The sequence below is a fragment of the Trinickia acidisoli genome (assembly GCF_017315725.1).
GTDB lineage: Bacteria > Pseudomonadota > Gammaproteobacteria > Burkholderiales > Burkholderiaceae > Trinickia > Trinickia acidisoli.
The window spans coordinates 38,629-64,369 of sequence record NZ_JAFLRG010000001.1 but is presented as its reverse complement, the minus strand read 5'-3'; the positions used below and the strand labels follow the sequence as shown (position 1 = coordinate 64,369).

Sequence of the window (25,741 nt, the reverse complement as noted above, 5' to 3'; positions counted from 1 at the left end):
AGGTATGTATGAACAGGGAACAACTACTCGCTGATTTTTCTCCATTCGTCGACATCGGTGCCGATGCACCGAAAATCGCACTCGAAAAAGAGAAATATACGATACGTTTTTTGAGGGACGGCCGCGATCTGAAAATCGTAATCGATGAACGAGCCGGCACGATCAAGTCGACCTGGGGCAAGGCACCTCCCCGAAACCACGTGTCACTTTCCGCGCTACTCGCTTCCGATATCTTTGCAAATTTGAAGCGGTGGGCGGAGATTCAGATCGAAATTCTGAAGCGAGAACTCGGCGATCGTAAGCGCTCAATACCGATAAGCGCGCGCACTCGCATGGGAACCATCGCTAGCGGTGCCGAAGAAATCGACGCGTTAATCGGCGTCGATGAACGCCCACAGGACGCTACGGAAGTGATCGTCCTTGATGGGCCTGCTGGCATAGGTAAAACGTACCTCATTTCCGAGCTAGCGCTGCTTCGGGCTGAATCGTACAAAACTGCGCCGCGCCCCGTGATTTTGCACGTAAAAAGCAGAGGTCGAGTGCTATCTAATCTCGACGATCTTATGGCCTTCAGTCTGCAGACGATTCGTTCTAACGTCACGTACGACCAAGTCCCCGTGCTCGTGCGTCACGGCTTGATCATGGCCGCAATCGATGGTTTCGACGAACTTGGAGATCCCAACGGCTACGAGACGGCTTGGGCACAACTCAGCGAACTGATAAAAAGCGCCCGCGGTCTAGGGACGCTAATCCTTGCGGGTAGGGACACGTTCATCGGGCGTGATCGCATAATGAAAGACGTCAACAGCTTGCGAGAAGGTGTTGACTTGGTTAGCGGCATCACGATGCAAGCCCCCACCGCTGAGCAAGCGAAAAGTTGGCTGTCGACACACGAAGCGTGGGGTGAGGCGAGCTTCGGCATTCCTTCGATCTCAGTTCTGCTGGAGGAGGGCTCGTTTGCTCTGAGGCCGGTATTCCTACGACTTCTCGCTGAACGCGTGAAACCGAAGGATATAAAAGGCACGCATGTGCGGTACCTCACGCCCTTTTTGATGCGCGGAATACTAAGCCGCGAGGCAAATCTTTTTGGAAAAGCAGTTCAAGCGGTGCTGCAATCGGAGCAGATCGAGAATTTCCTCGATAATTTTCTCCTAGAGGTAGCCAGAGAAATGGCAGACATGCAGAGCGAGGCGCTTGACGGAAGCACGCTCGCCTGGACCGCCGAAGCTGCCTTAGGCGATGGCTACCCAGCTGACATTGTGGGGTTGATCAAAAACCGCGCATCCGTGGTGGCACTCCTTGTCAACGATGAAAGGCCTGGATACAAGACGTTCCTACACACTTACCTTCAGAATTACTATCTCGCAAGAGTGGCAATCGAAGCCTTGGCTCGAGGGGAAGTTCCTAAATTTATCCGACGGAATATTCTGGGTCCCGAATTTTTGATCACGTTCGTCGACGTCGCGTCAGAATATGGTTCTGCGAAGCCGCAGACAATGCGCAACTTCCTTATTCGGGCACAGGGCTTGGCTCAACAATATACAAACATCGATAGAGGTGCGAGAAACCTTGGAGCATTGCTCTTAGCGGCGCTGCAGACCGTGAATGCAGAAGACGCCGTTCACTTTAGCACCCTTCAGCTTGACGATGCGATCGCCCGCGGCACCGCTGGCCCGGCCAAATTTTCATCCGTTGTTGTCAATCAGTTGGACTGCAGACTGGCCGACCTTACATCGGTTGAGTTCAACGACTGCAGCATCACAAGTCTGATCGCTGACGAAGGATCGCGATTCTCGACGTCATTTCCCAATCCGACTGTCCTTACCAACGGCGCGGGCGAACAAATCACCGATGCGGGCAAAATAGCCGATTGGCTCGACGTACGGGGGCGCGCGAGCGGCTCTCCGGCAAACTCTGTCGTGTCCAATAAGGTGCGACAGCATGGCATCTACGCGTTGCTCGGTCGAGCCTGCCGGGTCCGCCAATATTGGCTGCGCGCGGGTGATGACGACATTCAGTCGGAGCGGATTTTGCGCGATTCCAATTGGCCGACGCTGAGTAAGGTGCTGGTGAACCATAACTTTTTACGCGTTGAAAAGCGCGATGCATCCGGGCGTCGGTCAGACTTCTATCACCTCAAACAACCAGAGAGACTCCTTGCTGAAAGCGAGTGCGATCAGGAGGTGGTCTTGTTCTTCGCGGACTTGGAAAAACATATATGAGACGCGGCTGCCGCCCGGAATGAGTTGGCCAACACCTTTACTTCAAATCAACCTTCGACGGTATGGGCGCGACCAATTCACCCACGGTGCCGAATGCAATCAGATGCTTTGCCGAACAATCGTTGCTCAAGTAAGCCGGTCAGATAAGCCACCACAAGTGGAAAATCCTTTGAGCATTCAGCTAGATCTTGCAATCGCGTGACAGTCGCGAGCAGCAAGTCTTCCGTCTCGAAAATGACAGCTAGATCGCTGTCGATCGGGACCGATGCCAGCGGGTGGGCCGTTCGAATTCGTGCAGCCATGACTTCACCTCTTCAAAAGGTGGTGGTCTGGCTCGCCGGCCCGTTACACCGGTCAGCGAGCCGCGTCGGAAAAAGTATCTAGCCCAGTTTCTTGGCCAAGTCGGATGCTCGCGGGTGGTAGTAGCGCTTCAACATCTGCACGGTCTTGTGCCCCGTGACGGACGAGAGTTCGAGGACGTTGTCGAGTCGTTCCGCAATGCGGGATGTGGCCTCGTGCCGTAGGTCGTGGAACCGAAGATCGCGGATCCCCGCGCGCTCACAGGCTCGGACAAATGATTGCTTCAGGGCCTCGGCTGACACCGAAAAGACTCGTCCGCCCCCAGGCCGATGCTTCGCCAACAATTCGGTCAACGTTTGGAAGGCGCGTGACGACAACGGAACATCCCTCGCCTCGCCATTCTTGGTGTCGTAGAGCCGGACATAGCGATCCTCAAGGAACACGTCACTCCATTGCAGCGACAGAAGTTCGCCCCGTCGCATCGCCGTTTCGACTGCCAAGATGACGATCGGCCGCATATATTCGTTGCGGCAACCTCGACAGCCTCCGCGTCCATAACCACGAACGACGTCTTCTGGATTCAGTTCCAATTCAGCAAGCAAGCGTACCTCTTCGTCACCGCCAAGCCGGCGAGTGCGTGCGCGGTTTTCGCGCGGACGCCGAATTTGGGAAACCGGATTGATATGGACATGGACGCCCCACTCCTTGCTAGCGATGCTGAGCACATGGCTAATCAAGGTAAGCTCGCGATTGACCGTAGAGCCGGAGACGGCCTTACGTTTCGAATCCCCAGCTAACCGCCGGTCGCGGAATTGAGCGATATGCGCCCCGGTAAGCGCCGCGACCTTGATTTGCGCCAACGGATCGGCAAGAAGGCACCGAATGCGCAAGATCTCGAGAGAGCCACCTTTTTTTGATGGCGAAATCTCACACCCATACCGCTCCAGCAGATCTCCAAAGGTGTTGCGCTCGGCGCTAGAGCGATCAACGAATGCGCCGCGCGCAATTTCGCTCTCGATGGTCGCTGCCCAAGCCAGGGCTTCACGACGTGACGAAAAAGTCTTGGAGACCGATACGCCACCGCGCTTTCTGATCGCGGCTTCGAATTTGGTTGTGCCCCGACTGGAGCGCTTGATGATACTTGCCATGCTTCCCGTTTCTCCCTCCGTAACGCTGTTACGGAAAAATTACGGGAACCTCGGAAAGCGGGCGAGGAACAAATCTCGGAATTATTGCTAACCCCTTGATTCTACTTGGCGCGCCCGGCTGGGATCGAACCAGCAACCCCTGCCTTCGGAGGGCAGTACTCTATCCATTGAGCTACGGGCGCTTCGGCGTGGAGGCGTCGCGGCCAAAGGGCGCGGCGCCGAGCGAGACCGAGAGCATACCCGGTTTCGCCTAACGCGTCCATCGCGAGCCTTGTCCAATGGCAAAGGAGTCTGGGCGGGGCGGCGTGATTCCAACGGCAAAGGAGTCTGAGCGGGGAGTTTTAGGGGTCGATCATTGCGCGATGGTGATCGACATGAATACGACAAGGCTGGAGACGATCGGGCAAGTCCGGGAGTTCCTGGCGGGGGTCTGCGACGTTGAGCTGCACGTCGTTCAGGACGAGGCTGAGCGACGACGGTTCGTTGAGCGCACGCTGCGTTGGTTCGGCTATTTTCGGCGGTCTCGCGGTGAGCGCGGGCTGCTGTTCGCCTATGTGCAGCGGGTCTCGGGCTACTCACGTGCCCACGTCATTCGACTCATTGCGCAGTACCGCGAGAGCGGCACGCTCGAGCAGCGTGAACGCGGCACGCGCACCCAATTCCCACGTCGCTACACGGACGAGGATGTCGCCTTGCTGGTCGAACTGGACAGCCTGCACGACACGCTCTCGGGGGCGGCCACGCGGGCGCTGGCGCGGCGGGCCTGCCAGGTGTATGGCGATGCGCGCTACGAACGCTTGTCGCACATTTCCGTGTCGCACCTATACAACTTGCGCGCGGGCCAGGCGTACCGCCAGCGGCGCCTCACATGGACGAAGACGCGGCCCAGCCCGGTGCAGATCGCCGTGAGGAAGGCGCCGGCGCCTGAAGGCCTGCCCGGTTATATCCGTATCGATACGGTCCATCAAGGCGATCAGGACGGCGTCAAGGGCGTCTATCACGTCAACGCGGTGGACATCGTCACGCAATGGGAGGTCGTGGCCGCTGTCGAGCGCATCAGCGAGGCGTACCTGCTGCCGGTCATCGCGCTGATGCTCCAGAGTTTTCCGTTCGTGGTGCGCGGCTTTCACTCTGACGGTGGTAGCGAGTACATCAACCGCGACGTGGCTGGCCTGCTCGAGAAGTTGCGCATCGAGTTCACCCGCTCACGCCCGCGCCAGACCAACGACAACGCACTGGCCGAGTGCAAGAACGGCGCGGTCGTTCGCAAGCTCATCGGCTATGGGCACATCCCGCAGAGGCATGCCGCGGCGATCAACCGCTTCCACGAACAGGCGCTCAATCCGTACCTGAACTTCCACCGGCCCTGTTACTTCGCCGTGGACACGGTGGATGCACGTGGGCGCATCCGCAAGAGCTACCCGAGCGAGCGGATCATGACGCCGTGGGACCGGCTGCGCTCGATCCCGGATTTCGAGCAGTACCTCAAGCCCGGCGTCACCGCCCAGACCCTTAGCGACACTGCCATGGCCATGACCGACTCCCAGGCCGCCCAGCAGCTTCAGGACATGCGCCGCAACCTGTTCGCCTCGTTTCGTCGCAAACGAGCCTGAGCCGCTGCCGGTGGCTACGGCATAATCCGGGGGCGGGAGTTGCCCACCGCCGTGCCGGCCGTGGACAACTCCCGCTTTCCGATAGAGACACAGCGACCCCTGAACCCCACACCACCTACAGGTTCAGACTCATCTCAGGATTGGAAAATACTTCGCGCCCCGCGGCGCGACAGCGTGAAGGCGCCCTATTACGCTCCCCGCGAGCACAGCCCGGGTAAACGCCGCCCCCGCCAGCCATTCGCCCCGCTCGCCGACGCCAAAATGTTGAGTCTATAATCGACCCGTGTTTGATCGAATTAATTAAGTCGTTGCCGACTTAGCCGTTTCAGGTTTTAGCTGTTGCCGTCGCGCTGTACCGCTCACCAACAAAATTCCCGGGAGACGAGACAAGCATGAGCGAAGCACCACACGGAGCCCCGATCAAAACGCCTGGCCAGTTGATTGCCGCCGTCATCGCGGCATTCGCCATTCCGATCATCGTCATCTGGCTGCTCGCGTACTACGTCAATCAGTCGGAACGCTCGGGAGCCGGTACCGATGGCCTCGCCGACACAACCGTCGCCAGCCGCATCGCCCCGATCGCCCAAGTCGACGTCCGCGACGCAAATGCGCCCCACGTCTACAAAACCGGCGAAGAAGTCTTCAAAGCCGTCTGCACCACCTGCCATACGCCGGGCGCCGCCGGCGCGCCGAAGTTCGGCAACGCCGCCGACTGGGCGCCGCGCATCGCGCAGGGCTATGAAAAGCTAGTGCAAACGGCCCTGCACGGCACGGGCGCCATGCCCCCGCGCGGCGGTACGAGCCCCGACGACTACAGCGATTACGAAATCGCCCGCGCCGTCGTCTACATGGCCGATCACGCCGGCGCGAACTTCCCCGAGCCCGCCGCCCCCGCCGCAGGCGCCGCCGCCACGCAAGCCGCCGCCGCCGCGTCGGCCGCATCCGGTGCCCAAAGCCCCGCCTCCGGCTCTAGCGCCGTGAACACCGAGGCCGCCGCCGCGATCGCAGCCTTGTCGAGCGCTCCGGCCCCGGCCCCAACCTCGGCTAGCGCCGACAACGCGCAAGCCGGCAAGGCGCTGTACACCCAAGTCTGTCAGGCCTGCCACGCCGCCGGCGTGCTCGGCGCGCCGAAGTTCGGCAACAAGGCCGATTGGGCGCCCCGGCTCAAGGACCCGATGAACGTTATCTACAACTACGCGCTGCATGGGAAGGGCAACATGCCGCCCAAGGGCGGGTCCACCGCGTCCGACGACGACGTCAAAGCCGCCGTCGATTACATGGTCAGCGCAGCCAAATAAAACGCTCGCATCTTGGAAGCGCACACGTTTAAGCCCCGAGCAACAACTCGGGGCCTAAACGCCTAGGCATTCCAAGCATACAAAACAAACAACGCCTCAAGGCTTCTGCAGCAATGCCTTCAGGCTCGCCAGCCGATCCTTCGGCGTCATCGGCGCCTCTTCGGGCGTCGGCGGCGGTGCTTCGTCGAGTCCCATTTCGGGGATGAAGCGCGAAGGCTCGCACACCACCGTCTCGCGTGCCCGCTTGCGCTTCTTGCACCAATTCAAATGCAGGCTGCGCTGCGCGCGCGTGATCGCCACGTACATCAGGCGTCGTTCTTCCTCGATCCGCGCGTCGTCGATCGGCTCGTCGTCGGCGCTGCCGCGGTGCGGCATGATCCCCTCTTCAACGCCCACGAGAAACACATGCGGATACTCGAGGCCCTTCGACGCATGCACGGTCGAGAGTCGTACGGCGTCCGGGTCTTCGTCCTTGCCGTCGAGCATCGACATCAAAGCAACCGTCTGGATCAGCCCGAGCAGGTTCTTCCCGGTGTCGGCTAGTCCGTCCGCATTGTCGTAGCCGCTCGCCTCGCCGTCCTCGGCCTGCTCGGGCTCCGGCTTCGTGCCCTTGCGCTTGAGCCATTCGAGAAACTCGAGCACGTTCTGCCAACGCGACTGCGCCTGGCGCTCGTCGAACGTGTCGTAGAGATAAGCCTCGTAATGGATCGCTTCCATCAGATCGTCGATCAGCGTCGTCGCCGGGTCCTTCGTCGCGCGATCGGCAATGCGCTGCATGAAATCGCAGAACACGCGCAGCGGTTCGACCTGCCGCGCCGACAAGCGCGCTTCGATCCCGCCCATATAGACGGCCTCGAACAGCGACACCTTCGCTTGTCCCGCGAACGAGCCCAGCGCTTCGAGCGTGGTATTGCCGATGCCGCGGCGTGGCGTGGTGATCGCGCGGATGAACGCGGGATCGTCGTCGGCGTTCGCGATCAGGCGCAAATACGCGCAGATGTCTTTGATTTCGGCTTTGTCAAAGAACGACTGGCCGCCCGAGAGCACATACGGAATGCGCTCGCGGCGCAGTACCTGTTCGAAGATGCGCGCCTGAAAATTGCCGCGGTAGAGAATCGCGTAGTCGCGAAACTGCGCGCGCCGCTCGAACTTGTGCGCCGACAGCCGGAACACGACCGATTCGGCCTCGTGTTCTTCGTCGTTGCAACCCGTAACCGTGACGGTATCGCCCATGCCGTGCTCGGACCACAGTTTCTTCTCGAACAGCTTCGGGTTGTTCGCGATGACGTTGTTCGCCGCCGTCAAAATCCGCACCGTCGAGCGGTAGTTCTGCTCGAGCTTGATCACGTGCAGCTTCGGAAAATCCTTGCCGAGTTGCGCCAGGTTCTCGATCGTGGCGCCGCGCCATCCGTAGATCGCCTGGTCGTCGTCGCCCACGGCCGTGAACGCCGCACGCGGCCCCGCGAGCAGTTTCACCAATTCGTACTGGCACGTGTTCGTGTCCTGGTACTCGTCGATGAGCAGGTAGCGCAGCTTATTCTGCCAACGGTCGCGCACCGCTTCGTTCTGCGCGAAAAGCTCCGTCGGCAAGCGAATCAGGTCGTCGAAATCGACCGCCTGATAAGCGTGCAGCGTGGCCACGTAGTTGCGGTAGACGATCGCCGCTTGGTGCTCGTCCTCGTTCGCGGCACTGGCCTGCGCCGTCTGCGGATCGATCATGCCGTTCTTCCACAGCGAAATGATCGACTGGATCTTGCGGATGAAGCCTTTGTCGGTCGTGCCCACTTGCTCTTGGATCATGCCGAAGCAGTCGTCGGAATCCATGATCGAGAACTGTGGCTTGAGCCCCAAATGTTCGGCTTCCTGCCGCAAGATCTGCACGCCGAGCGAGTGGAACGTGCAGACCGTCAGTTGATTGACGGGGACCTTGCGGCCCTCTTTGCCCGGCGCCGTCAGCGTCTTGCCTTCGAGCAGCTTGCCGACGCGCTCGCGCATTTCCGCGGCGGCCTTGTTCGTGAACGTCACGGCCGCGATGTGGCGCGGCTCGAAACCTTTGTTCTCGATGAGGTGGGCGATCTTCTGCGTGATCACGCGCGTCTTGCCGCTGCCGGCGCCGGCAAGCACGAGGCAAGGGCCGTCGAGATAGCGCACCGCTTCGCTCTGGGCGGGGTTCAATCCTGCGGACATCGTCTGTGGATGGGTGTAACGAGGTTGGCGGCCCGCCCAAGCGCGCATCCATGCTGTGGCGAATGCGGCGCGCGAAGCCGTGAGGGCAAGTGCGCGATGTTAACACGGATGTGCGCTTCGTCCGGCCCGGTCGAATGGAATCGGTTCCTCCTCATGGCGAGGCGTGCCACAATGTTCGACTCGCTCGCCGCGCGGCCGGCCCGCCCCTTTTGAGGTCGCTTGAACTGAAGGCGGTTTGTCGCGCGCCCCTCGTCCATTTGCCGTAAGGCGGAGGAAAGCACGCATGGCTTCGACGTTGAAAATCGGTTTGATGGGCTACGGATACGCAGGCGCGACGTTTCACGCGCCCGTCATCGATCATTGCGGCGCACCGGCCGATGCGCCGGACACGCCCTACGCGCGCGTGGCGGCCATCGCCACGCGCCAGCCCGAGCACGCGCGCGCCGATTATCCCAACGCGCTGATCGTTGCCGATCTCGACGCGCTGATCGCGTCAGACGATGTCGACTGCGTCGTCATCGCTACACCGAACGACACGCACTACGCGCTCGCGGCCAAAGTGCTGGCGGCGGGCAAGCATGTCGTCGTGGACAAGCCCGTCACGCTGACAGCCTTCGATGCCTGCACGCTCGCGCGCCTTGCACGTGAGCACGGCGTTCTGTTCGCGCCGTTTCACAATCGCCGCTGGGATGGCGATTTCATGACGGTGCGCGAACTCATCGAGAACGGCGCGCTCGGACGTGTCGTCCACTTCGAGTCGCACTTCGATCGTTTTCGGCCGCAGGTGCGCCAGCGTTGGCGCGAGGAAGCGTCGCGCGGCGGCGGGCTGCTGTTCGACCTCGGGCCGCACCTCGTCGATCAGGCGCTCGCGCTGTTCGGTGCGCCCGAATCGGTCTACGCGACGGTGAAGCTGCATCGCGATAACGCGAGCGCGCCCGATTACGTTCATCTGCTGCTCGGCTATCCCGATAAGGAAGTCGTGCTTCATGCGAGTGCGCTCGCGGCGATCGAGCCGCCGCGCTTCGTTGTCCACGGCACGCGCGGCAGCTACGTGAAGGCGGGGCTCGACACGCAGGAGGACCAACTGAAAGCGGGGTTGCGCCCGGGCCAAGCCGGATTCGCCGGCGGCAATGCGGCGGGCACGCTGCGTGCTCTGGAGGGCGAGCGTGAAGTCGAGCACGTGGTGCCGACGCGTGACGGCGCCTATGCCGAGTTCTATCGCGCGGTCGCGCATTCGATCGCCCACGAAACGCCGTTTCCCGTGTCGCCGCAAGATGCCGTGGACGTCATGGCGATCATCGAGCTTGCCAACGAAAGCGCTCGCGAAGGCAAGCGGCTGCCGTTCGTGCGCATGCCGGCGTGAAACGCTCGCGGAAAAGAATTTCGTTACAGATTCGTGGCGCGTCTGTCATCTAAGCGGGCGCGCCGGACGTTTGTTATCGCGTGGTCATCGGATTCACCCACACTCGAACCCACGCAAAACCACAAGGAGAATGGGATGCAACGCTCGATTCGCGCACTCGTTTGCTGCGCACTGGTTTCCGCGCTGGCGGCCTGCGTCGTGACGCCGCCGCCGCCGCACCGGCATCCGCCCCCCCCGCCGCCGCCCCCGCCGCCGACGGTGCGGCCGAACCCGCATGACGCCGAACTCGCCCGGCGCGCGCAGATCGACGAGCGCATCGACAATCTCAGCCGCCGCATCGATGCGCACGTCAGCCAGGGCTACTACCCGCCGCCGACGGGCGGTGCGCTGCACCACCGGCTCGATGTGATTCGCCAGGAAACGAACGATATGGCTGGGCAGCATGGCGGCGGCTTGTCCGGCGACGAGCAGCGCCTCCTCAATCAAGAGCTCGACGGCGCGGCGAGGGCCATCGGCAATTGATGTCGAGAAGCGGGGTAGACCTGCTCCGACGACGACAATAAAACGCGGCGGCGCCGGAAGGCCCGCCGCGTTTTGCGTTCAATCGCCGGAATGACGTTGGTGCGCGTACTCCACACGCGAGCCGCCAAATTCGAACTGCCGAAGCACGACGCGTTTCTGCACGGCAAGGCGCGCGGCACTGGGCAGTGAACACGGGAGATCGCGATCGCGTGGAAAGTCCGGGCTGCCTTGCTATTCGAACGGATTCAACACTTGAACCCCTGTTGCAACGAAGTCATCGACTTTCCTGGTAACGACAATCAGATCGTGAATCAACGCCGTCGCAGCAATCAGCTTATCCAGGGCATGCGCTGGGTGCGGCACTCGAAGGCGCCCCCAAAGTTGACCCGTGTCGTCGTCCACCGGGAGAACGCTTTGACCGTACTCCTTCAAAACGATACTGAGCCACGCTTCGAGCCGCTTAGCCTGCGCCGTGCCCCCTCTGTGCCGGATCATCTCCACGCCGCGTCGCAACTCCCCGATCGTCACAACGGATAGGTAGAGGTCGTTTCCGTCGCTCGCGGTTCGTCCGAAAAAATTCCGCACACCCGTATTGGCGCGTTCACCCTTTCTGACCTCGCTGATGACATTCGTATCAACCAAATACATGTGAAGACTCGCCATCGTCGATCCGATCGAAGTCTGCATCTTCACCAACATCAGGCATGTCCATGAGAATTTCCACGAAGCTCCTGCGCTTCGGTTTGCGAAGTGCCTTTGCCAAAATCTCCCGGTGCTCTGCCTCGGCACTGCGACCGTGAGCCGCAGCCAATTCACGGAGGCTTTGGACGAGCGTTTCATCCACGTTGCGCACTAAAAGCGTTGCCATTTGCTCCCTCTCCCATCAAGCGCTATCAACGATAGCATCATGATCCCTCAATGCAATCACTGCTATCAAGGCTCAACTCACTCCATTCGCACGTAATTACGCAACGGCCGCCGACGCCGCCGCCGGCCCCAGCTTCGCTTCGATCTCGCGCATCGTCCGTTCGATCCAGCCTCGCAGCACCCCATCGAAACAGACGGTGGCCATCGAACCCGCGACGAGACGATAGACGTGGTTGCGGCTCACCTTCGAGATCTTCGCGGGATCGAGCCATGCTTCGTTGCCGACGAGCAGCCGTAGCGTTTCCAGCCCGATCAGGATCGGCCACAAGCAGGCCAGCCGCAGGCGGATCGACCAACGAGGAATCGCGAACGTGTAGTCGGCCGCAGCGCGGTAGTGCGCGAGCGCCGTCGCCATCAGTTCGACGAGGACGGGACGCGCGCACGAGGACGCGCCGGGCGCGCGCAACGCGGCAGGCGTGAGGCCGTGCTGCTCGAGCATCGATGCCGGGAGATAGCAGCGGCCGATGCGAAGGTCCTTCGAGCAGTCGCGCAGGATGTTCGTCAACTGCAGCGCCTTGCCGAAACGCACGCCGCGCGCGATCACCGTCTCCTGCGGCTCGTCGAACGTGCCGGGCAGATGCGCACACGTCATCTTCGTCCAAAACTCGCCGACGCATCCCGCCACGAGGTACGTGTAGCGGTCGAGCGCCAACGCATCGGGCAGCGCAACGATGTCTCCCGAATCTTCCGCGGGAAACGTGCGCAAGTCGAACTCCATGCCGGTGGTGAGCGTCGCGACGATGTCGCGCACGGCCGCGCGATCGGCGGTGGCGAGCTGATCGAGCACGGACAGCGCCGCGCCAAGCGATTCGAGCAAGCGCTTCTCGTCGGGAAGCGCTTGTCGCCCGGCCACGTCGCCGGCCATCTGCCGAATCGCGAGCATCGTTTCGCCGCTCGTGTCGCCGCCCACCGCCGCACGCAGCGCCAGCAGCAGCGACAAGCGGCGCGCGGGCTCGATCAGCGAGGTGTCGGCAATCGTATCGGCCGCACGCGCAAGCAGGTAAGCAAGCCCGACGGGATCGCGCATCGGCGCCGGCAGGACGGCCAACGTCAAATAGAACGAGCGCGAAACGCGCTTGAGCAGTGGGCCGAGAAGATCGGCTCGGGCAGCGGTGGACATCGATCGATCGAAGGAAGTGGACGCACGTCGCGGTCCGCAATTGTAGCCGGCCGTCTCGTGCGTCGACGACGCTCGCCCAGGCAAGCTACGCGCTGGCCGAAGCCTTGGGGCGCGGCTCGGCCTTCAGCACGAGTGCAAGGCCGCCCAAGATCGCCGCCATGCCGACGAGTTCCCGCGGATGCAGGCGGTTGCCGAGAAACGCGTAATCCATCAGCGCCGTGACGATCGGCACGAGGTAAAACAAGCTCGTGACGTTGACGAGATCGCCCCGCTGCACCAGTCGATAGAACAGCAATTGCGCGAGCACGGAAATGACGAGGCCGAGCCACAGCAACGAGACAAGGAGCGTGGCATCGGGCTTGAGCGCGAGCGGCATCGCCGGCGCGATGGCCGCGCACAGCACGAGACCGACGGCGTTCTGCAGCGGCAATACGTCGATCGGCGCTTGCGCGATGCGTTTCTGCAGGATCGCGCCGACGGTGATGCAACCGAGCGAAGCGAGCCCGAACGCCATGCCGACGGCCGATGTCGTGGTGCCGCTTCCGCCGGGATGCACGACGAGCGATAGGCCGAGCAGGGCGAGCGCCAGCCCAGCGAGACGGCGCGGCGAGTGGCCCCGCTGCGTCGCCAGCATCGTCAGGATCGGCTGCGCGCCGAGGATCGTCGCGAGCAAGCCGGGCGTCAGCCCGCGCGCGAGTGCAAGGAAGTAGCAGATCGAATAGCCGCCCGTCAGCAGCGCACCCGTCAGCGCAACGCGCCACCGCGTGCCGCGCGCTGGGAGCCAGCGTCCGCGCCCGATGCCGAACACGGCCAATACGGCCGAGGCGAGCGCGAAACGCAGCAGCAAGAACGCGAAGGCCGATGCATGCTCGATGCCGAGTTCGGCAAAGATCGCGCCGCTGCTCCAAAGCAAAACGAAAAGCGTGGTCGTGCCGTAAGCCGCCATCGCGGCCCGTAGGGAATTCATTTGAGTGTCACCTGTGCTTGTGTGCGTAGGACCCGGCGTCAGTGCGCCCTGCGCGTTCGAGGGAACGCGAGGCGAAGCGACTGACGCGGGGAGCCGGAAGGATCGGCGCTTAGGCGTGCGCCATTGGCGGCGCAGCGATACCGACGACCGCCTGCCTCGGCGGTGGGGGCGAACCGGCTTGCACGAGCACGACGACCATCGAGTGCGAAATGCGCCCAGCGCCGCCGACGCTAACGTCGGAAGTGCCGGTTACGGAGCCGTAGGTGCGCATGGAATTCGTCATCGATGTCGATCGGTGAAGGATGCGGCCGCTGAACGAAGCGGCAGCCACGATGGGTCGCCTGACTGGGAAGCAGGCGACCGTTCGACAGACTACCCTCGGCAGCTCGGTTGCGCAACGGCGGCGCTATGGAGCGAGGCGCCACGCGGCATCGCGATCGGTCTCCTTTTCGACGGGAAACATCGGTTGATATTTTGAACAATCAGTCATAATATAGATCGCATCGGCTTACGCTGCTTCGTCGGTATCTGTGCCGTCGTCCGCGTCGTCGATCATTCATTACTGCGAAATCCTTCCCATCTTCGTCGGCGGCCATCGGAGGCAGTGATTCGTGCCGTGCATTCGAGCACCGTTACCCATCTATTTTTTGACTAAAAAGTCATAAATACGCGTGAACAATCGCTCGAAAACATCTCATGTTCGAAGCTCCGCCCCGCGGGCTCGAATCGGTACCGCGCCGAGGATCGAAGCCAGCCCGCGCTCGACTTCGTTCCCGATTTCGCCCCATACCTCATCGGATTTTCCCGCTCCGTCATGAACACCAAAACTGTCGCCATCTCGCCGAGCACCGCCACATCCTTCGATACGCGAGCCGCGCGCGTACTCGCCCTAGTCGTGCTGCTGACAGGCGCGTTTCTGTCCCCGCTCGACTACTTCATCGTCAACCTCGCTCTGCCCGCGATACATAGCGCGCTGCATGCCAGCGCGGCGCAGCTCCAATTGATCGTGTCCGTCTATACGTCGGCGTTCGCCGTTTGTCTCGTCACGGGCGGGCGGCTCGGCGATCTCGTCGGACGCAAGCGCATGTTCATGGCCGGCATGGCCGGCTTCGTGCTCACGTCGCTCGTTTGCGCACTCGCGCCGACCGGCGGCGTGCTCGTGGGCGGCCGGCTCGCCCAAGGCGTATCCGCGGCGATACTCGTGCCGCAAATCCTCGCGACGATCCGCAGCGTCTTTCCGAAGGAACAGCAAACGAAAGTCATGGGGCTTTACGGATTCGTGTTCGGATTCGCGTCCGTCGCGGGGCAAATCGGCGGCGGCGCGCTCATCACGTTGCAGCCCTTCGGGCTGCAATGGCAATCGATCTTCCTCATCAACGTACCCGTCGGCTTGCTCGCACTCGTCGGCGCCTGGCGCTTCGTGCCCGAGAGCCGCGCGCCGCACCGGGCCCGCATCGACGTGCGCGGGCTCGTCCTGCTCTCGCTGTTTTTTGCGCTCGTCGTCTATCCGTTGACGCAAGGCCGCGAGGCCGGCTGGCCGGCCTGGACGTTCGTCGCGCTCGCGGCGAGCGTGCCGGCGCTGGCCGCCTTCGTGTACAGCCAGCGCCACGCCGCACGCGTGGGCCGCGACCCGCTCGTCGATCTCTCGCTCTTCCGCAATCCCGTCTTTGCGGTCGGCCTCGCGCTCGCGTTCTGCTTCTACTGCGACAGCGCGTTTTTTCTGACCTACGGGATCTATCTGCAAACGGGGCTCGGCTGGTCGCCGCTCGTTGCCGGCCTCGCGATCTTCCCGTTCGGCGCCGGCGCGATATTGGGCCCGCTCGTCTCGCCCGCGCTCGTTCGGCGCGCCGGCCATCACGTACTCACGGTCGGCTTCACCGCGCTTGCGGTCGGCTTCGCGCTCTCGTGTGTCGCCTCCGAGCGTGTGGTGCCCGGCCTTGCGTTCGACCTGGGCCTCGTGCTCGCCGGCATCGGCCACGGTCTCGTGTTGCCGAGCGTCGTGCGCATCGTCGTGGGCGAGATCGAACCCGCGCGGGCCGGCCTCGCCTCGAGCATCGTCACCTCGATGCTCCAAGTCGGCTCGGCGTTCGGCGCGACCGCGATCGGCGGTGTCTTCTTTTCCGCGCTCGGGCCGCACGCCGCCGCCGTCGACTATGCGCACGCCTATCGCGACGCGATGGCGATCGTCAGCGCGCTGTTCGTCGTTTGCATCGGGCTGGCCGCCGTGTTGTCGGCGCGCGCGCATGGGAAGACGGTGCGATACTGACCGCCGTTCGCCGCGTCGACGATGGCTTTCCATGACCGCTCTGGCCGATCTCGTTCTCGTCTTGCATGCGCTCGTCGCGCTGTTCATCGTCGGCGGGTTCGTCGCGATTTGGCTCGGCGCCGCGCTGGACTGGGCCTGGGTGCGCGGACGGCGTTTTCGATTCGCGCATCTGGCCGCCATCGGCGTCGTCGCGCTGCTTGCGTCGCTGGATGTTCCTTGCCCGCTGACCGTGCTCGAGGATTGGCTGCGCACGGGCGGCGTCGGTTCTGAAGGGTGCATCCAGCATTGGGTCGGCAAGCTGCTCTACTACGCGTTGCCGGCCTGGGTGTTTACGTTCGCCTATGTGTTGTTCGCGCTCGCCGTGCTGCTGACTTGGCGCTTCGTGCCGCCACGCCCACCGCGGCGACTCCCGCGATGAGGCCACGTCGCATCAGGGCGATTGCTCGGCCTCGCGCAGCTTGGCCGCCGCCTGCAACACCGCTTGCGCTTCGCGCTTTCGCCCCATCTCGCCGTATAGCTTCGCGAGATTGCCCAGCACGCGCGCGTAATCGGCGCGATAGGTGGCCGGCTCCGCTTTCGTGAGCGCGTCGTACAGCGCGATCGCGCGCCGATAGGCGCCTTCCGCCTCATGCGGGCGGTGCGTCTTGGAGAGCAGCACCCCGAGATTGTTCAGCGTGCGGGCTCGGTCGGCACCGAACGCGCCCGGCGCGGTCCGCTCGAGCGGCTGCAGCGTGCGCAGCGCCTCGCGATACGCATGCTCGGCCTGCGCGGAGCGGCCCTCCTTTCGATACAGCACACCGAGGTTCGTCAGCGTGCGCGCCACATCGGGGACATCGCGCGCGGGGCTCTCGCGCGCCAATTGGCGGCGAATCGCGAGCGCTTCGCCGTATGCTCGTTCCGCTTGCTCGAGTTGCCCCTCGTCGCTGTAAAGGTTGCCGAGATTGTTCAGCGTACGCGCAAGCGCCGGCCGATAAGCAAGCGCATTCTCCCGTACCAGCGCGCGCTGCAAGCCGAGCGCTTCGGCATAGGCGCGCTGCGCATCGTCGGCGCGGCGCGCCCTCGCATAGAGTACGCCGAGGTCGTTCAGCGTCGTCGCCAAATCGGGCGTGTAGCCCGGCGCATCGTGCTCGGCAAGCGCGCGCTCGAGCTTGAGCGCCTCGTGGTAGGCGTCGATCGCGTCGTCGGGGCGGTCCGCATCGCGATACAAGGCGCCAAGCGATTCGAGCAAGTCGGCGACGGCCGGCCCGTAGTGGGCGGGCTGCTCGCGCGCCAGATTCCAATAAATCCCGAGCGCATGCAGGTCGGCCATCTCGGCATCCTGCGGCAGTGCCAGCGCCGTGTATAAATGCCCGAGCTTGGCCAGCGCGAGCGCGAAACGCGGCTCCCATCGATCGGGCTTATCGTGCGCGAGCAATTGATACCGCAGCACGAGGGACTCGTAGACCGGCTGCGCCTGTTCGAACAGACGCGCTTGCTCGAGCAAATCTGCGTAGACGTCGGCGATCTCGAGATCGTCCGGCCGCAGGACATGGGCGATGCGGACGAACGCAAGCGCTCTCTTCGGCGAAAACCGCAGCCAATCGACGATCCCGGCTTGGAAGCTACGTAGCGCGATCAAGTCGTCGGGCGCGCCCGGCTCCGCGAGTTCGGCCGCGAGCAGCTTGGCGGCGCTGTCGAACTCGAGCGCGGCAATCGCGGCATCCACCTGCACCTCGAGCGGATCGTCGGTTCGCAGCACGCGCGCCCGCCGTGTCAGCAGGCCATATCGCGCGCTCCAATCACGCGCCGTCGACATGAAATCGACGTCGTCCGCTTCGCTGCTTTGCGCGGCAAGGCCGAGCACGAGTGGGGCGACGGATGTGAACGGTTCGGCGGGCATCGCCTCGAACATCAGGTTCGCGGCCTTCGCGAAGGCAACGCGCTGGCTGCCCGGCAGATGAGCGCGGCGTGCGGCACGCTCGGCGTCGGCGGCAAAGCGCTCGCGCTCCCTAGGGGCGACGCCGCAATCGCGCTCGAAGCGGAAGCCGTGCTCGACGTCCGTCACCGAAAGCGCCGGCACGCACGGCGGCTGCGGTGCCGCGGGGGTCGCGGCGGCCGACGCCGTCAGGGCCTGCGCCATCGCCAGGCCCGCCAGCCAACGATGTGCGCGCCGATTCGTCATGCTCGTCTTCTCGTGACAGGTGGCTGTCGATCAGATACATGAAGAACGGTCGCGGCGCAGCCGTATGTTGGCCAACGCACGTCCGTGCGCCGCCACCGGTTGCCGGCGTGCGCGCGACGCCACATAGTGGCCAGCATAGGCCCGTTGGCCGAATCGTGCCGGGCTGCAAGGCGTGCGGGGAGTCGGCCGCATCGCTCGACTCACATGCGCATGCCAGGTCCCGCCCGCACGGGTGCGGCGACAGCGCCCGCGTCACACCGAGCGCGGCAACGGGCTTCCGATTCGACATCATGCGTCCTCCAGCGATCTATCGAACCGCGTATCGCACACGCCGCTCACGCTGCCCCGCTTGCGGGGCGTTTTCGTCGATGGGCGCGGCAGTCTGCGCGCGATGCGGGCGGCCGTTGATACAGCGTTTACCGCCGGCGGCCGCGCGCGGCACCCATCTGAACGAAATCCTGCCACGGCATTGGACGCCATCCGATCCGAACGGCGCGCGCCGATGGGGCCTGAGCTTCGGCGCCGGGTTGTTGCTTTTCGTGGTCGTCGGCCTCTTCGGCGTCTATATGGCGATCGACGAGCACGAGGACGAAGACGCTTGGAATCGGGTCGACCTCGGTCGCACACATCGCTTGCTCGCGCCGGCGAGCGGCGTGAGCGCGCAAGTCGGCTCGACCGAGCCGCCGCCATCGGCCGATCTCGTTCCGCTGTTGGAAGCGCAAATCGCGAGCGCGAACGCGGACGGCGCGGCCGACGCCGTCCGAATGCGGCGCACATCGCCGCCGCAAAAGCTCGCGCGCGAGCCGCACCGCACGACGAGCGCCGAGCATACAGCGGCCGTTTCGAAGCCGGTGGCAGCCTCCTCGACACCGGCGGCAGCCGTTTCCGCGCCGGTAGCGACTGCCTCGACGACGGCGCCGCCCGCGGCTAAGCGCCACGCCACGCAGCGGCGGGTGCACCCTGCCAACACGAAAATCGCGGCGGCGTCCGTCTACGCAGCGGAGACCGCATCCGCGCCCGCTACGGCGGCAGCGGCAGTGCCGGCTACGCCAACGCCCGCCGCTACGGCAACGAACGTCGCCCCCGGAACGGCTTCCTTGACACGCCCCACCGAGCGGGCACGAGCGCGTGCGGCATCAGAAACCGAGACAGAGACGGCACCCGCGGCCGCCCCGAAGCCGATGGCGAACGCCGAGGACTTCGTGCATCCGCCGCTACTGCGTGCACCGCCTTCCGACACGGCCGCCACCAGCGCAACGCACGAGTCGCCGCCTCGATCGAGCGTCGAGGCAAGCAGCGCGGAAACGCGAACGCCCCCCTCGTCGGAAGCCGCCGCACCGCGCGACCGCGCGCCGGCAATCCTATGCGAGCCGGAAAACGCCGAGCGCGGTTGCACACCCGCGGGCGAGACCCAACCGGCGCTCGCCCCGCCGCACGACTCGACGCACGACGCCACGCAAAGCGAGGGCCGCAGTGCGCCGATCGAACATACCGCGTCTACCGCCGTGGGCGACGCGGAGGCCTCAACATCGTCGGCCTCGACGAAACCGCCCAGCGTCGCCCGGACGCTGAAACCACGATCGCTCTCGCCCGGTGCGCAAACAGCGAACATCCGCCACGCACACAGCCCAATCGTGCATCACCCGGCCCCGACTCGTCACCGACATGCGGTTCGGGCCGCCGCCAGCCGCCCGTCGACGTTCCTCTTCACGTTGCCGCGCTCGTTGACGGCTCCGCTGCGGCTGCCGGCGTTCCCGCACCCGTCGTCGCTGTCGTTCGACCTTTCCGCCAATCAGCGCGAGCTCTATCGGGGCCATTGATCTCGTCGGACCGGCTCCGGCGAGCCGGCGAAACGCCGACTATTTTGCGGCGGCAGCGCGCAAGCGCCGGCCTTGCTCGCGGATGTCGTCGAGCGTGGCCGCCGGCGTGCTGACCTCTTGCGGCACGCGGATTTCGATCAGTGCCGGCCGGGCGCTCGCCACGCATCGATCGAACGCGGGCAGAAAATCGGCGGTCCGTTCGACCGTCTCCCCATGCGCGCCGAACGAACGCGCAAACGCCGCGAAGTCCGGATTCGTCAGCCCCGTGCCGTGCGTTCGCCCCGGATAATGCCGCTCTTGATGCATGCGGATCGTGCCGTAGTGGGCGTTGTTGACGACGATGAAAATGACGTTCAGGCCGTACTGCATCGCGGTGGCGAGTTCTTGCGACGACATCATGAAGCAGCCGTCACCGGCAAGCGCCACGACCGTGCGCTCGGGATAGAGCGCCTTCGCCGCGATCGCGGCGGGCACGCCGTAGCCCATCGCACCGCTCGTCGGCGCAACCTGCGTCCGCCATTGCCGATAGGCGAAGTGCCGATGCAGCCAGATCGCGTAGTTGCCGGCGCCGTTCGTGACGATCGCATCGGCGGGCAGCCGCGCGCGCAATTGCGCCATGATTTCGCCGAGTTGCACATCGCCGAGCATCGGCCGCGGCGCGCGCCAGTCGAGATACGTGCGATGCGCCTGCTCGGCTGTGCCCGTCCAGGCCGGGGTGCCGCGCGGCTCGAGCGTCGCGAGCGCGGCGGCGATCTCGGGCATGCCCGAGACGATCGGCAGATCGGCCGCATAGACGCGCCCCAGCTCCTCCGCCCCCTGGTGCACGTGCACGAGCGTTTGCTGGGTCTTCGGAATGTCGAGCAGCGTGTACCCGCCCGTCGTCGATTCGCCCAAACGCGGGCCGATCACGAGGAGCAAATCCGCCTCGCGGATACGCTGCGCAAGCGCGGGGTTGATGCCTAGGCCGACGTCGCCCGCGTAATTCGGATGATCGTTGTCGATCGTGTCTTGATAGCGAAACGCGCAGCCGATCGGCAATTGCCACGCCTCGACGAACCGGCGCAGATCGGCGCACGCTTGCTCGCCCCATCCGCTGCCGCCGGCCACGACCATCGGCCGCTGCGCGTGCTCGAGCAACTCGCGCAGCCGCTCGATCTGCGCCGGCGACGGCGACGCCGCGACGCGTTGAAAGCGCGGCGCGCCCGGCATGCGCGGACACGGATCGGAGAGCATGTCTTCGGGCAAGGCCAGGACGACAGGGCCCGGCCGGCCCGCACAAGCCGTGTGAAACGCGTGGCTCAGATATTCGGGGATGCGGCGCGCGTCGTCGATCTGCGCGACCCATTTCGCCATCTGACCGAACATGCGCCGATAGTCGATCTCTTGAAACGCTTCGCGATCGAGGTGATCGCGCGCGCATTGGCCGATGAGCAGAATCATCGGCGTCGAATCTTGAAACGCCGTGTGCACGCCGATCGAGGCATGCGTCGCGCCCGGCCCGCGCGTGACGATCGCAACGCCGGGACGGCCCGTGAGCTTGCCCGTCGCCTCGGCCATGTTGGCCGCGCCGGCCTCGTGCCGGCAGACGATCGTGCGAATCCGCTCGGTTTCGTCGTGAAGCGCATCGAGCACGGCGAGAAAACTCTCCCCCGGCACGCTGAAGACACGATCGACGCCGTGCGTGACGAGCGCATCGACGAGCAGACGCGCTCCGGTCACGTTGGCGGTATCGGCGACGTTCGACATGATGCGGCAACCTCCTGAGTCGGTGATGGTGTTCGAAGCGGCGCGACCGAACAGCGAATCGCGAGAGACGGCCGACAGCTTACGCCCGCGTCGCGCGCGTTGTCACTGCGTGAATATTGGGGGGTGGCTTGCGCCCCCATGCATGCGCGGCCATGCCGCGGGCGCGATTCTGCGACTTTTCGTCTGCCGAACCGAGTCGGGCGACGATACATTTCGCGTCATCGCACATTGCCGGGAGCACTCATGCAAGTCGACGAATTCGAAGCCGAAGCCGCGCTGGCACGGCTGGCTCGAAACGAAACGTTGGGTCTGCTCGATCTTGCGCGGAGCGGCCGCGATCTGAAGGAGCGGGCGTTCCGCCGCTTTCTGGCGATTTGCCGGCCTGCCGGATCGGCCGCGCAGGCCCGTCGCTTTTTCGAATCGAACATGCTCGGGATTCTGAAAGACGGCCGGCTGACGATCAACTTCAACGCCAATACCTGGTTCGGCAACGGCAAGGAGCCGATGCGCGTGCTGAACCTGTTCGACCGGGTCCACGGTCCTGCCGAGAACGCCAAGACCGCAAAGGATCGGTGGTACCGCAACGACGTGGAAATGGAATTCGGCGACTACGCCGGCCACGCGCGCAACACCGCTCATGCGCGAAACGTGAAGGACGCGCGCCGGCTGGTCGCGCGCTACGGCGCCACGCAGATCGACCGCGTCGGGCTGCCGACGTCGCACCACTTCACATCCATGGTGCGGCCCCGATACGGCGCGCTCGACTTCGCCTACTGCCTAGGCGGCGGCGCGGGCGGCAACGGCTACGGGCGCTCGTTCGCCATCATCAAAGAACACGTCAAGCATGCGTCGAGCTACCTTTACACGGATTCGTTCAAGGTCAACGCCGACCTCGCCGCGCGTCGCGAAGAATACGGCGGCAAAATCGTCACGCTGCACGACGCGATGGCCACCTACCTCCAGCTCGAAAAAATCCTGCTCTATTGCACGCCGCAGATGCTCAAGCAGATTTATGCCTATGCCAGCGGCAAACGGGCTCGCGGCTCGAGCTTTTGTCTGCCGCCCGATACGACCGGCGTCAAGGTCAACTACATCGAATTCCAAGCGCATACGGATATCCGGTTCGATCGCGATATCGCCGCCATGACGATCTCGCGTTCCGAAATACCGCAGACGTTTCTCGGCCTGCCTTGGCACAGTGCCGAGCGCCACATTCGCGAATTCGCGCAAAAAAACCGCATTCGCGTGTCGTTCTTTGCGTAGTCGGTTTGGCTGAGCCGCCGAACGGCCGCCCCGCATTCGCATGGCGCACTACATCGAGCTCAGCACTCGACGATATTCACCGCGAGCCCGCCGCGCGAGGTTTCCTTGTACTTCGTCTTCATATCGGCGCCGGTCTCCCGCATCGTCTTGATGACCGAATCGAGCGACACGTAGTGGCTACCGTCGCCGCGCAGCGCCATGCGCGCGGCATTGACGGCCTTGACCGCGGCCATCGCGTTGCGCTCGATGCAGGGAATCTGCACCATGCCGCCAACCGGATCGCAAGTGAGCCCGAGGTTGTGCTCCATGCCGATCTCGGCCGCGTTCTCCACCTGCTTCGGCGTGCCGCCCGTGACCGCCGCGAGCGCGCCGGCCGCCATCGAGCACGCCACGCCCACTTCGCCCTGGCAACCCACCTCGGCACCCGAGATCGACGCGTTGAGCTTATAGAGAATGCCGATCGCGGCAGCCGTCATCAGGAAGTCGATCACGCCTTGCTCGTTCGCACCGGGCACGAAACGCGTGTAGTAGTGGAGCACGGCTGGGACGATACCGGCCGCGCCGTTCGTCGGCGCGGTGACGACGCGCCCGCCCGCCGCGTTCTCCTCGTTGACGGCGATGGCGTAGAGATTGATCCAATCGACCATCGAGAGCGGATCGCGCAGCGCCTGCTCCGGGTTGCCCGAGAGCGCGCGATAGAGCTGCGGCGCGCGCCGCTTGACCTGAAACGGCCCGGGCAGCGTGCCGTCCGCATCGGGATTGCCGATGCCGCAGCCGCGCGCAACACACGATTGCATCACGTCCCAGATCTTCAGCAGGCCGATGCGCGTCTCTTCCTCGGTATGCCAGACGCGCTCGTTGTCCCACATGAGCTGAGCGATCGACTTGCCCGTCGACGCGCACAACGCGAGCAATTCGTTGCCCGTGCTGAACGGATGCGCGCGTTGATCGGCCGCTTGCAACACCTTCGTGTTCGGCGCGCCGGCTGTCACGACGAAGCCGCCGCCTACTGACAAGTAAGTTGCCTCGCGCAGCACGGCACCCGTCGCATCGGCCGCCCGCAGTTTCAAGCCGTTCGGGTGCTCGGGCAGCGCTTGCCGATAGAAGGCGATCTGCTCCTTCGGCGCGAAGCCGATCTCGTGCTTGCCGCCGAGCACGAGCCGGCGCGATGTTTTCACCGCATCGAGCCGAGCGGCGACCGTCGACGGATCGACGGTGTCGGGCGCATCGCCCATCAGGCCCAGCATGACGCCGCGATCGGTGCCGTGCCCCTTGCCCGTCGCGCCGAGCGAGCCGTAAAGCTCGACCTTGACCGCCGCGGTCTGCGCCAGCAAACCGTCGCGCTCGAGCCCCTGCACAAACAGCAAGGCCGCGCGCATCGGCCCGACCGTGTGCGAGCTCGAGGGACCGATGCCGATTTTGAAGAGATCGAATACGCTGACTGCCATTGCTGCTCCACAAGCGGATCGAGGCGGCACGCGCATCGTGCACGCGCGCCTCGGGTTGATGAGTGCCCGCGCCTCGCGGCAACCGTCGCCGCTCAGCTCAGCGATACGGCCGGCGCACCAGGCACGGCGGGCACGCCAACTACGTTACCTCGCCGGTAACGGCAAACAAACGGAGAGCCACGCGGGCGGCGTCGGCGACAAGCGCTGCGCCACGCTCGCGTAGCGGCCCGACAGCCGCGCGGCAAGATGAAACAATTCGGCCGCGCCCTTCGGGTCCCATTGCCCCGAGTAGCCCGGCAGACCCGCCGCGCGCCGCTTCGCATCGAACGCGACGCTCGAATGGACGAATTCCTCGTGCGTCTTTTCGCCGAGCGCATACGGCACGAGCCAATCGAGCGCGAGCCCGAGCGATGCCCCGCTCGGCGCGCGCACGGCGAGCCAATTGCGGTTGTGGCGCCGCGCCGCCAGCGCCGCAACGACGAGCGGCTGCAAGTCGTACGTCACGTAATGGAGCGCATCGCGCTCGGTGAAATCGACCGTCGTGCCGTCGGGGGCGATGTTCGTGCCGATCTGCTCGACGAACAACCGCTGCGCCGCATTGATGAGCTTGCGGTCGTCGAGCGTGAACGCGGCCATGGCGACGAGCTTGACGCGATGGCTCTCCCAGTTGTTGCGGAAGGTGCCCGTCAGCGGACGCGGCTGCGCGCCCAAGCGCTCGACGTAACCATTCGCGAGCTTCGCGATGAACGCGGCCGTCGCGTTGCGCGTCTTCACGGGCAGCGCGCTCGCGGTCAAGTCGTACGCGAGAATCATCGAATCGAAATGCGTCTCGTCGATCGGATCGAAGCTCGGCTGATAGGTCGTGGCCCAGGCCAGCAGGAAACGGTCGACGAGGCGCAGATAACGTTCCTCGCCCGTCGCGCGCCAGACCAGCGCCGCATCGCGCATGAGCTCGAGATCCTGCTCGGCCTCGACGCTCTGGTCGTGGATCCCTTCGTGCGGCAGCGTGCCTTCGGTGTGCAAGTGTGCGAGCGGCTTCGGCTGATCGTTCAGCCGTGCCGCGACACGCTTGACGAGCGCCTGCACCGCGGGCGCCGCGCTCGCGCGCTCGCTCGTCTGCATAGCCGGCGCCGCGCAGAAGTTCATCGCCGCGCGCGCCGCCCCGGCGGGCGCGAGCATGCCCGCGCAGGCGATCAGCCAGGCCGCGAGGGATGCCCCCGGCCGCAGCCCCGGCCGTTCGTCGATACGCAAGCCCGGTGTGCGCCATTGCGCGCGGGGTATGTGCGCCGGCACCGTCTGCACCTCTCGTCCCATCGGTCGCTCCTTCTGTAGCTTGATCCGCGGTGTGAGATGGTAGCCGGTATTGCCGA

Annotated in this window: 21 protein-coding genes and 1 tRNA gene; 9 read left to right on the top strand and 13 right to left on the bottom strand. The window is 64.4% G+C overall.

Translation table 11 applies throughout. From position 1 onward, the window contains the following. Positions 1-8: 8 nt before the first annotated feature. Positions 9-2,222, top strand: a complete 2,214-nt coding sequence (locus tag J3485_RS00285) for an NACHT domain-containing protein (protein WP_206950640.1) — start codon at positions 9-11, stop codon at positions 2,220-2,222. Positions 2,223-2,299: 77 nt separating this feature from the next. Here the strand turns inward: J3485_RS00285 and J3485_RS00280 are convergent, their stop codons facing one another. The 3 genes from J3485_RS00280 to J3485_RS00270 all read right to left on the bottom strand — a co-directional run bounded on the left by J3485_RS00280 (position 2,300) and on the right by J3485_RS00270 (position 3,852). Then, entirely contained in the window at positions 2,300-2,524 is a 225-nt protein-coding gene (locus tag J3485_RS00280) for a hypothetical protein (RefSeq protein ID WP_206950639.1), read from the bottom strand. A 78-nt stretch (positions 2,525-2,602) separates the two neighbouring features. Next, on the bottom strand, positions 2,603-3,670 hold the full coding sequence (locus J3485_RS00275; protein ID WP_206950638.1) for an integrase: 1,068 nt from the start codon (positions 3,668-3,670) through the stop codon (positions 2,603-2,605). Between the two features lie 106 nt (positions 3,671-3,776). Beyond that, positions 3,777-3,852 (bottom strand) — tRNA-Arg (locus tag J3485_RS00270). Between the two features lie 180 nt (positions 3,853-4,032). Between J3485_RS00270 and J3485_RS00265 the strand changes: the two genes are divergently transcribed. Beyond that, positions 4,033-5,283: an integrase catalytic domain-containing protein gene (locus J3485_RS00265; RefSeq protein ID WP_206950637.1), complete on the top strand. Its 1,251-nt coding sequence runs from the start codon at positions 4,033-4,035 to the stop codon at positions 5,281-5,283. A gap of 392 nt (positions 5,284-5,675) precedes the next feature. Continuing rightward, positions 5,676-6,581, top strand: a complete 906-nt coding sequence (locus J3485_RS00260) for a c-type cytochrome (RefSeq protein WP_206950636.1) — start codon at positions 5,676-5,678, stop codon at positions 6,579-6,581. 96 nt (positions 6,582-6,677) lie between these two features. On the opposite strand, the gene J3485_RS00255 is transcribed toward J3485_RS00260, so the two are convergent. Continuing rightward, complete coding sequence (locus J3485_RS00255) at positions 6,678-8,768, bottom strand: UvrD-helicase domain-containing protein (RefSeq protein WP_206950635.1); 2,091 nt, start codon at positions 8,766-8,768, stop codon at positions 6,678-6,680. Positions 8,769-9,051: 283 nt separating this feature from the next. On the opposite strand from J3485_RS00255, the gene J3485_RS00250 reads away from it, so the two are divergent. Together J3485_RS00250 and J3485_RS00245 are read left to right on the top strand one after the other, a co-directional pair. Beyond that, positions 9,052-10,131, top strand: coding sequence for an oxidoreductase (locus J3485_RS00250; protein ID WP_206950634.1), 1,080 nt, complete (start codon positions 9,052-9,054; stop codon positions 10,129-10,131). Positions 10,132-10,266: 135 nt separating this feature from the next. Continuing rightward, entirely contained in the window at positions 10,267-10,653 is a 387-nt protein-coding gene (locus J3485_RS00245) for a hypothetical protein (RefSeq protein ID WP_206950633.1), read from the top strand. 231 nt (positions 10,654-10,884) lie between these two features. Here J3485_RS00245 and J3485_RS00240 read toward each other — a convergent pair whose 3' ends face one another. From J3485_RS00240 to J3485_RS00220, 5 genes are all read right to left on the bottom strand, one after another. Then, the gene (locus J3485_RS00240; protein ID WP_206950632.1) at positions 10,885-11,301 is read right to left on the bottom strand and encodes a type II toxin-antitoxin system VapC family toxin; all 417 of its coding nucleotides are present in this window, start codon (positions 11,299-11,301) and stop codon (positions 10,885-10,887) included. Continuing rightward, positions 11,288-11,521: a FitA-like ribbon-helix-helix domain-containing protein gene (locus J3485_RS00235; protein ID WP_206950631.1), complete on the bottom strand. Its 234-nt coding sequence runs from the start codon at positions 11,519-11,521 to the stop codon at positions 11,288-11,290. Before J3485_RS00235 ends, J3485_RS00240 begins: the two co-directional genes overlap by 14 nt. 96 nt (positions 11,522-11,617) lie before the next feature. Beyond that, on the bottom strand, positions 11,618-12,700 hold the full coding sequence (locus J3485_RS00230; protein ID WP_206950630.1) for a phytoene/squalene synthase family protein: 1,083 nt from the start codon (positions 12,698-12,700) through the stop codon (positions 11,618-11,620). Positions 12,701-12,785: 85 nt separating this feature from the next. Further along, on the bottom strand, positions 12,786-13,667 hold the full coding sequence (locus tag J3485_RS00225) for a DMT family transporter (RefSeq protein WP_206950629.1): 882 nt from the start codon (positions 13,665-13,667) through the stop codon (positions 12,786-12,788). Positions 13,668-13,776: 109 nt separating this feature from the next. Further along, entirely contained in the window at positions 13,777-13,950 is a 174-nt protein-coding gene (locus J3485_RS00220) for a hypothetical protein (RefSeq protein ID WP_206950628.1), read from the bottom strand. A 531-nt stretch (positions 13,951-14,481) separates the two neighbouring features. Between J3485_RS00220 and J3485_RS00215 the strand changes: the two genes are divergently transcribed. Together J3485_RS00215 and J3485_RS00210 are read left to right on the top strand one after the other, a co-directional pair. After that, positions 14,482-15,933, top strand: coding sequence for an MFS transporter (locus J3485_RS00215; RefSeq protein ID WP_206950627.1), 1,452 nt, complete (start codon positions 14,482-14,484; stop codon positions 15,931-15,933). A 31-nt stretch (positions 15,934-15,964) separates the two neighbouring features. Next, positions 15,965-16,351, top strand: coding sequence for a DUF2784 domain-containing protein (locus J3485_RS00210; protein WP_206950626.1), 387 nt, complete (start codon positions 15,965-15,967; stop codon positions 16,349-16,351). Between the two features lie 12 nt (positions 16,352-16,363). Here J3485_RS00210 and J3485_RS00205 read toward each other — a convergent pair whose 3' ends face one another. Continuing rightward, positions 16,364-18,094 carry a tetratricopeptide repeat protein gene (locus tag J3485_RS00205; protein ID WP_206950625.1) on the bottom strand — a complete coding sequence of 577 codons (1,731 nt, stop codon included), beginning with the start codon at positions 18,092-18,094 and terminating at the stop codon, positions 16,364-16,366. A gap of 404 nt (positions 18,095-18,498) precedes the next feature. Between J3485_RS00205 and J3485_RS00200 the strand changes: the two genes are divergently transcribed. Next, positions 18,499-19,914 (top strand): hypothetical protein, encoded by a 1,416-nt coding sequence (locus J3485_RS00200; RefSeq protein WP_206950624.1) that lies wholly within the window; start codon positions 18,499-18,501, stop codon positions 19,912-19,914. A 39-nt stretch (positions 19,915-19,953) separates the two neighbouring features. On the opposite strand, the gene J3485_RS00195 is transcribed toward J3485_RS00200, so the two are convergent. After that, complete coding sequence (locus J3485_RS00195; protein WP_206950623.1) at positions 19,954-21,660, bottom strand: thiamine pyrophosphate-binding protein; 1,707 nt, start codon at positions 21,658-21,660, stop codon at positions 19,954-19,956. Positions 21,661-21,903: 243 nt separating this feature from the next. Here J3485_RS00195 and J3485_RS00190 point away from each other — a divergent pair, with 243 nt between their 5' ends. Beyond that, a complete protein-coding gene (locus J3485_RS00190; RefSeq protein WP_206950622.1) occupies positions 21,904-22,923 on the top strand; it encodes a DUF3626 domain-containing protein in 1,020 nt (339 codons plus the stop codon). Positions 22,924-22,982: 59 nt separating this feature from the next. Here the strand turns inward: J3485_RS00190 and J3485_RS00185 are convergent, their stop codons facing one another. Both J3485_RS00185 and J3485_RS00180 read right to left on the bottom strand, forming a co-directional pair. Beyond that, the gene (locus J3485_RS00185) at positions 22,983-24,371 is read right to left on the bottom strand and encodes an L-serine ammonia-lyase (protein ID WP_206950621.1); all 1,389 of its coding nucleotides are present in this window, start codon (positions 24,369-24,371) and stop codon (positions 22,983-22,985) included. Positions 24,372-24,515: 144 nt separating this feature from the next. Then, a complete protein-coding gene (locus J3485_RS00180) occupies positions 24,516-25,550 on the bottom strand; it encodes an alginate lyase family protein (protein ID WP_206955574.1) in 1,035 nt (344 codons plus the stop codon). Positions 25,551-25,741 lie beyond the last annotated feature (191 nt).

Bases quoted from the DNA above. Each gene is read 5' to 3' on its own strand.
- J3485_RS00285 (WP_206950640.1), top strand. From the start codon at position 9: ATGAACAGGGAACAACTACTCGCTGATTTTTCTCCATTCGTCGACATC.
- J3485_RS00280 (WP_206950639.1), bottom strand. From the start codon at position 2,524: ATGGCTGCACGAATTCGAACGGCCCACCCGCTGGCATCGGTCCCGATC.
- J3485_RS00275 (WP_206950638.1), bottom strand. From the start codon at position 3,670: ATGGCAAGTATCATCAAGCGCTCCAGTCGGGGCACAACCAAATTCGAA.
- J3485_RS00265 (WP_206950637.1), top strand. From the start codon at position 4,033: ATGGTGATCGACATGAATACGACAAGGCTGGAGACGATCGGGCAAGTC.
- J3485_RS00260 (WP_206950636.1), top strand. From the start codon at position 5,676: ATGAGCGAAGCACCACACGGAGCCCCGATCAAAACGCCTGGCCAGTTG.
- J3485_RS00255 (WP_206950635.1), bottom strand. From the start codon at position 8,768: ATGTCCGCAGGATTGAACCCCGCCCAGAGCGAAGCGGTGCGCTATCTC.
- J3485_RS00250 (WP_206950634.1), top strand. From the start codon at position 9,052: ATGGCTTCGACGTTGAAAATCGGTTTGATGGGCTACGGATACGCAGGC.
- J3485_RS00245 (WP_206950633.1), top strand. From the start codon at position 10,267: ATGCAACGCTCGATTCGCGCACTCGTTTGCTGCGCACTGGTTTCCGCG.
- J3485_RS00240 (WP_206950632.1), bottom strand. From the start codon at position 11,301: ATGTATTTGGTTGATACGAATGTCATCAGCGAGGTCAGAAAGGGTGAA.
- J3485_RS00235 (WP_206950631.1), bottom strand. From the start codon at position 11,521: ATGGCAACGCTTTTAGTGCGCAACGTGGATGAAACGCTCGTCCAAAGC.
- J3485_RS00230 (WP_206950630.1), bottom strand. From the start codon at position 12,700: ATGTCCACCGCTGCCCGAGCCGATCTTCTCGGCCCACTGCTCAAGCGC.
- J3485_RS00225 (WP_206950629.1), bottom strand. From the start codon at position 13,667: ATGAATTCCCTACGGGCCGCGATGGCGGCTTACGGCACGACCACGCTT.
- J3485_RS00220 (WP_206950628.1), bottom strand. From the start codon at position 13,950: ATGACGAATTCCATGCGCACCTACGGCTCCGTAACCGGCACTTCCGAC.
- J3485_RS00215 (WP_206950627.1), top strand. From the start codon at position 14,482: ATGAACACCAAAACTGTCGCCATCTCGCCGAGCACCGCCACATCCTTC.
- J3485_RS00210 (WP_206950626.1), top strand. From the start codon at position 15,965: ATGACCGCTCTGGCCGATCTCGTTCTCGTCTTGCATGCGCTCGTCGCG.
- J3485_RS00205 (WP_206950625.1), bottom strand. From the start codon at position 18,094: ATGACGAATCGGCGCGCACATCGTTGGCTGGCGGGCCTGGCGATGGCG.
- J3485_RS00195 (WP_206950623.1), bottom strand. From the start codon at position 21,660: ATGTCGAACGTCGCCGATACCGCCAACGTGACCGGAGCGCGTCTGCTC.
- J3485_RS00190 (WP_206950622.1), top strand. From the start codon at position 21,904: ATGCAAGTCGACGAATTCGAAGCCGAAGCCGCGCTGGCACGGCTGGCT.
- J3485_RS00185 (WP_206950621.1), bottom strand. From the start codon at position 24,371: ATGGCAGTCAGCGTATTCGATCTCTTCAAAATCGGCATCGGTCCCTCG.
- J3485_RS00180 (WP_206955574.1), bottom strand. From the start codon at position 25,550: ATGCTCGCGCCCGCCGGGGCGGCGCGCGCGGCGATGAACTTCTGCGCG.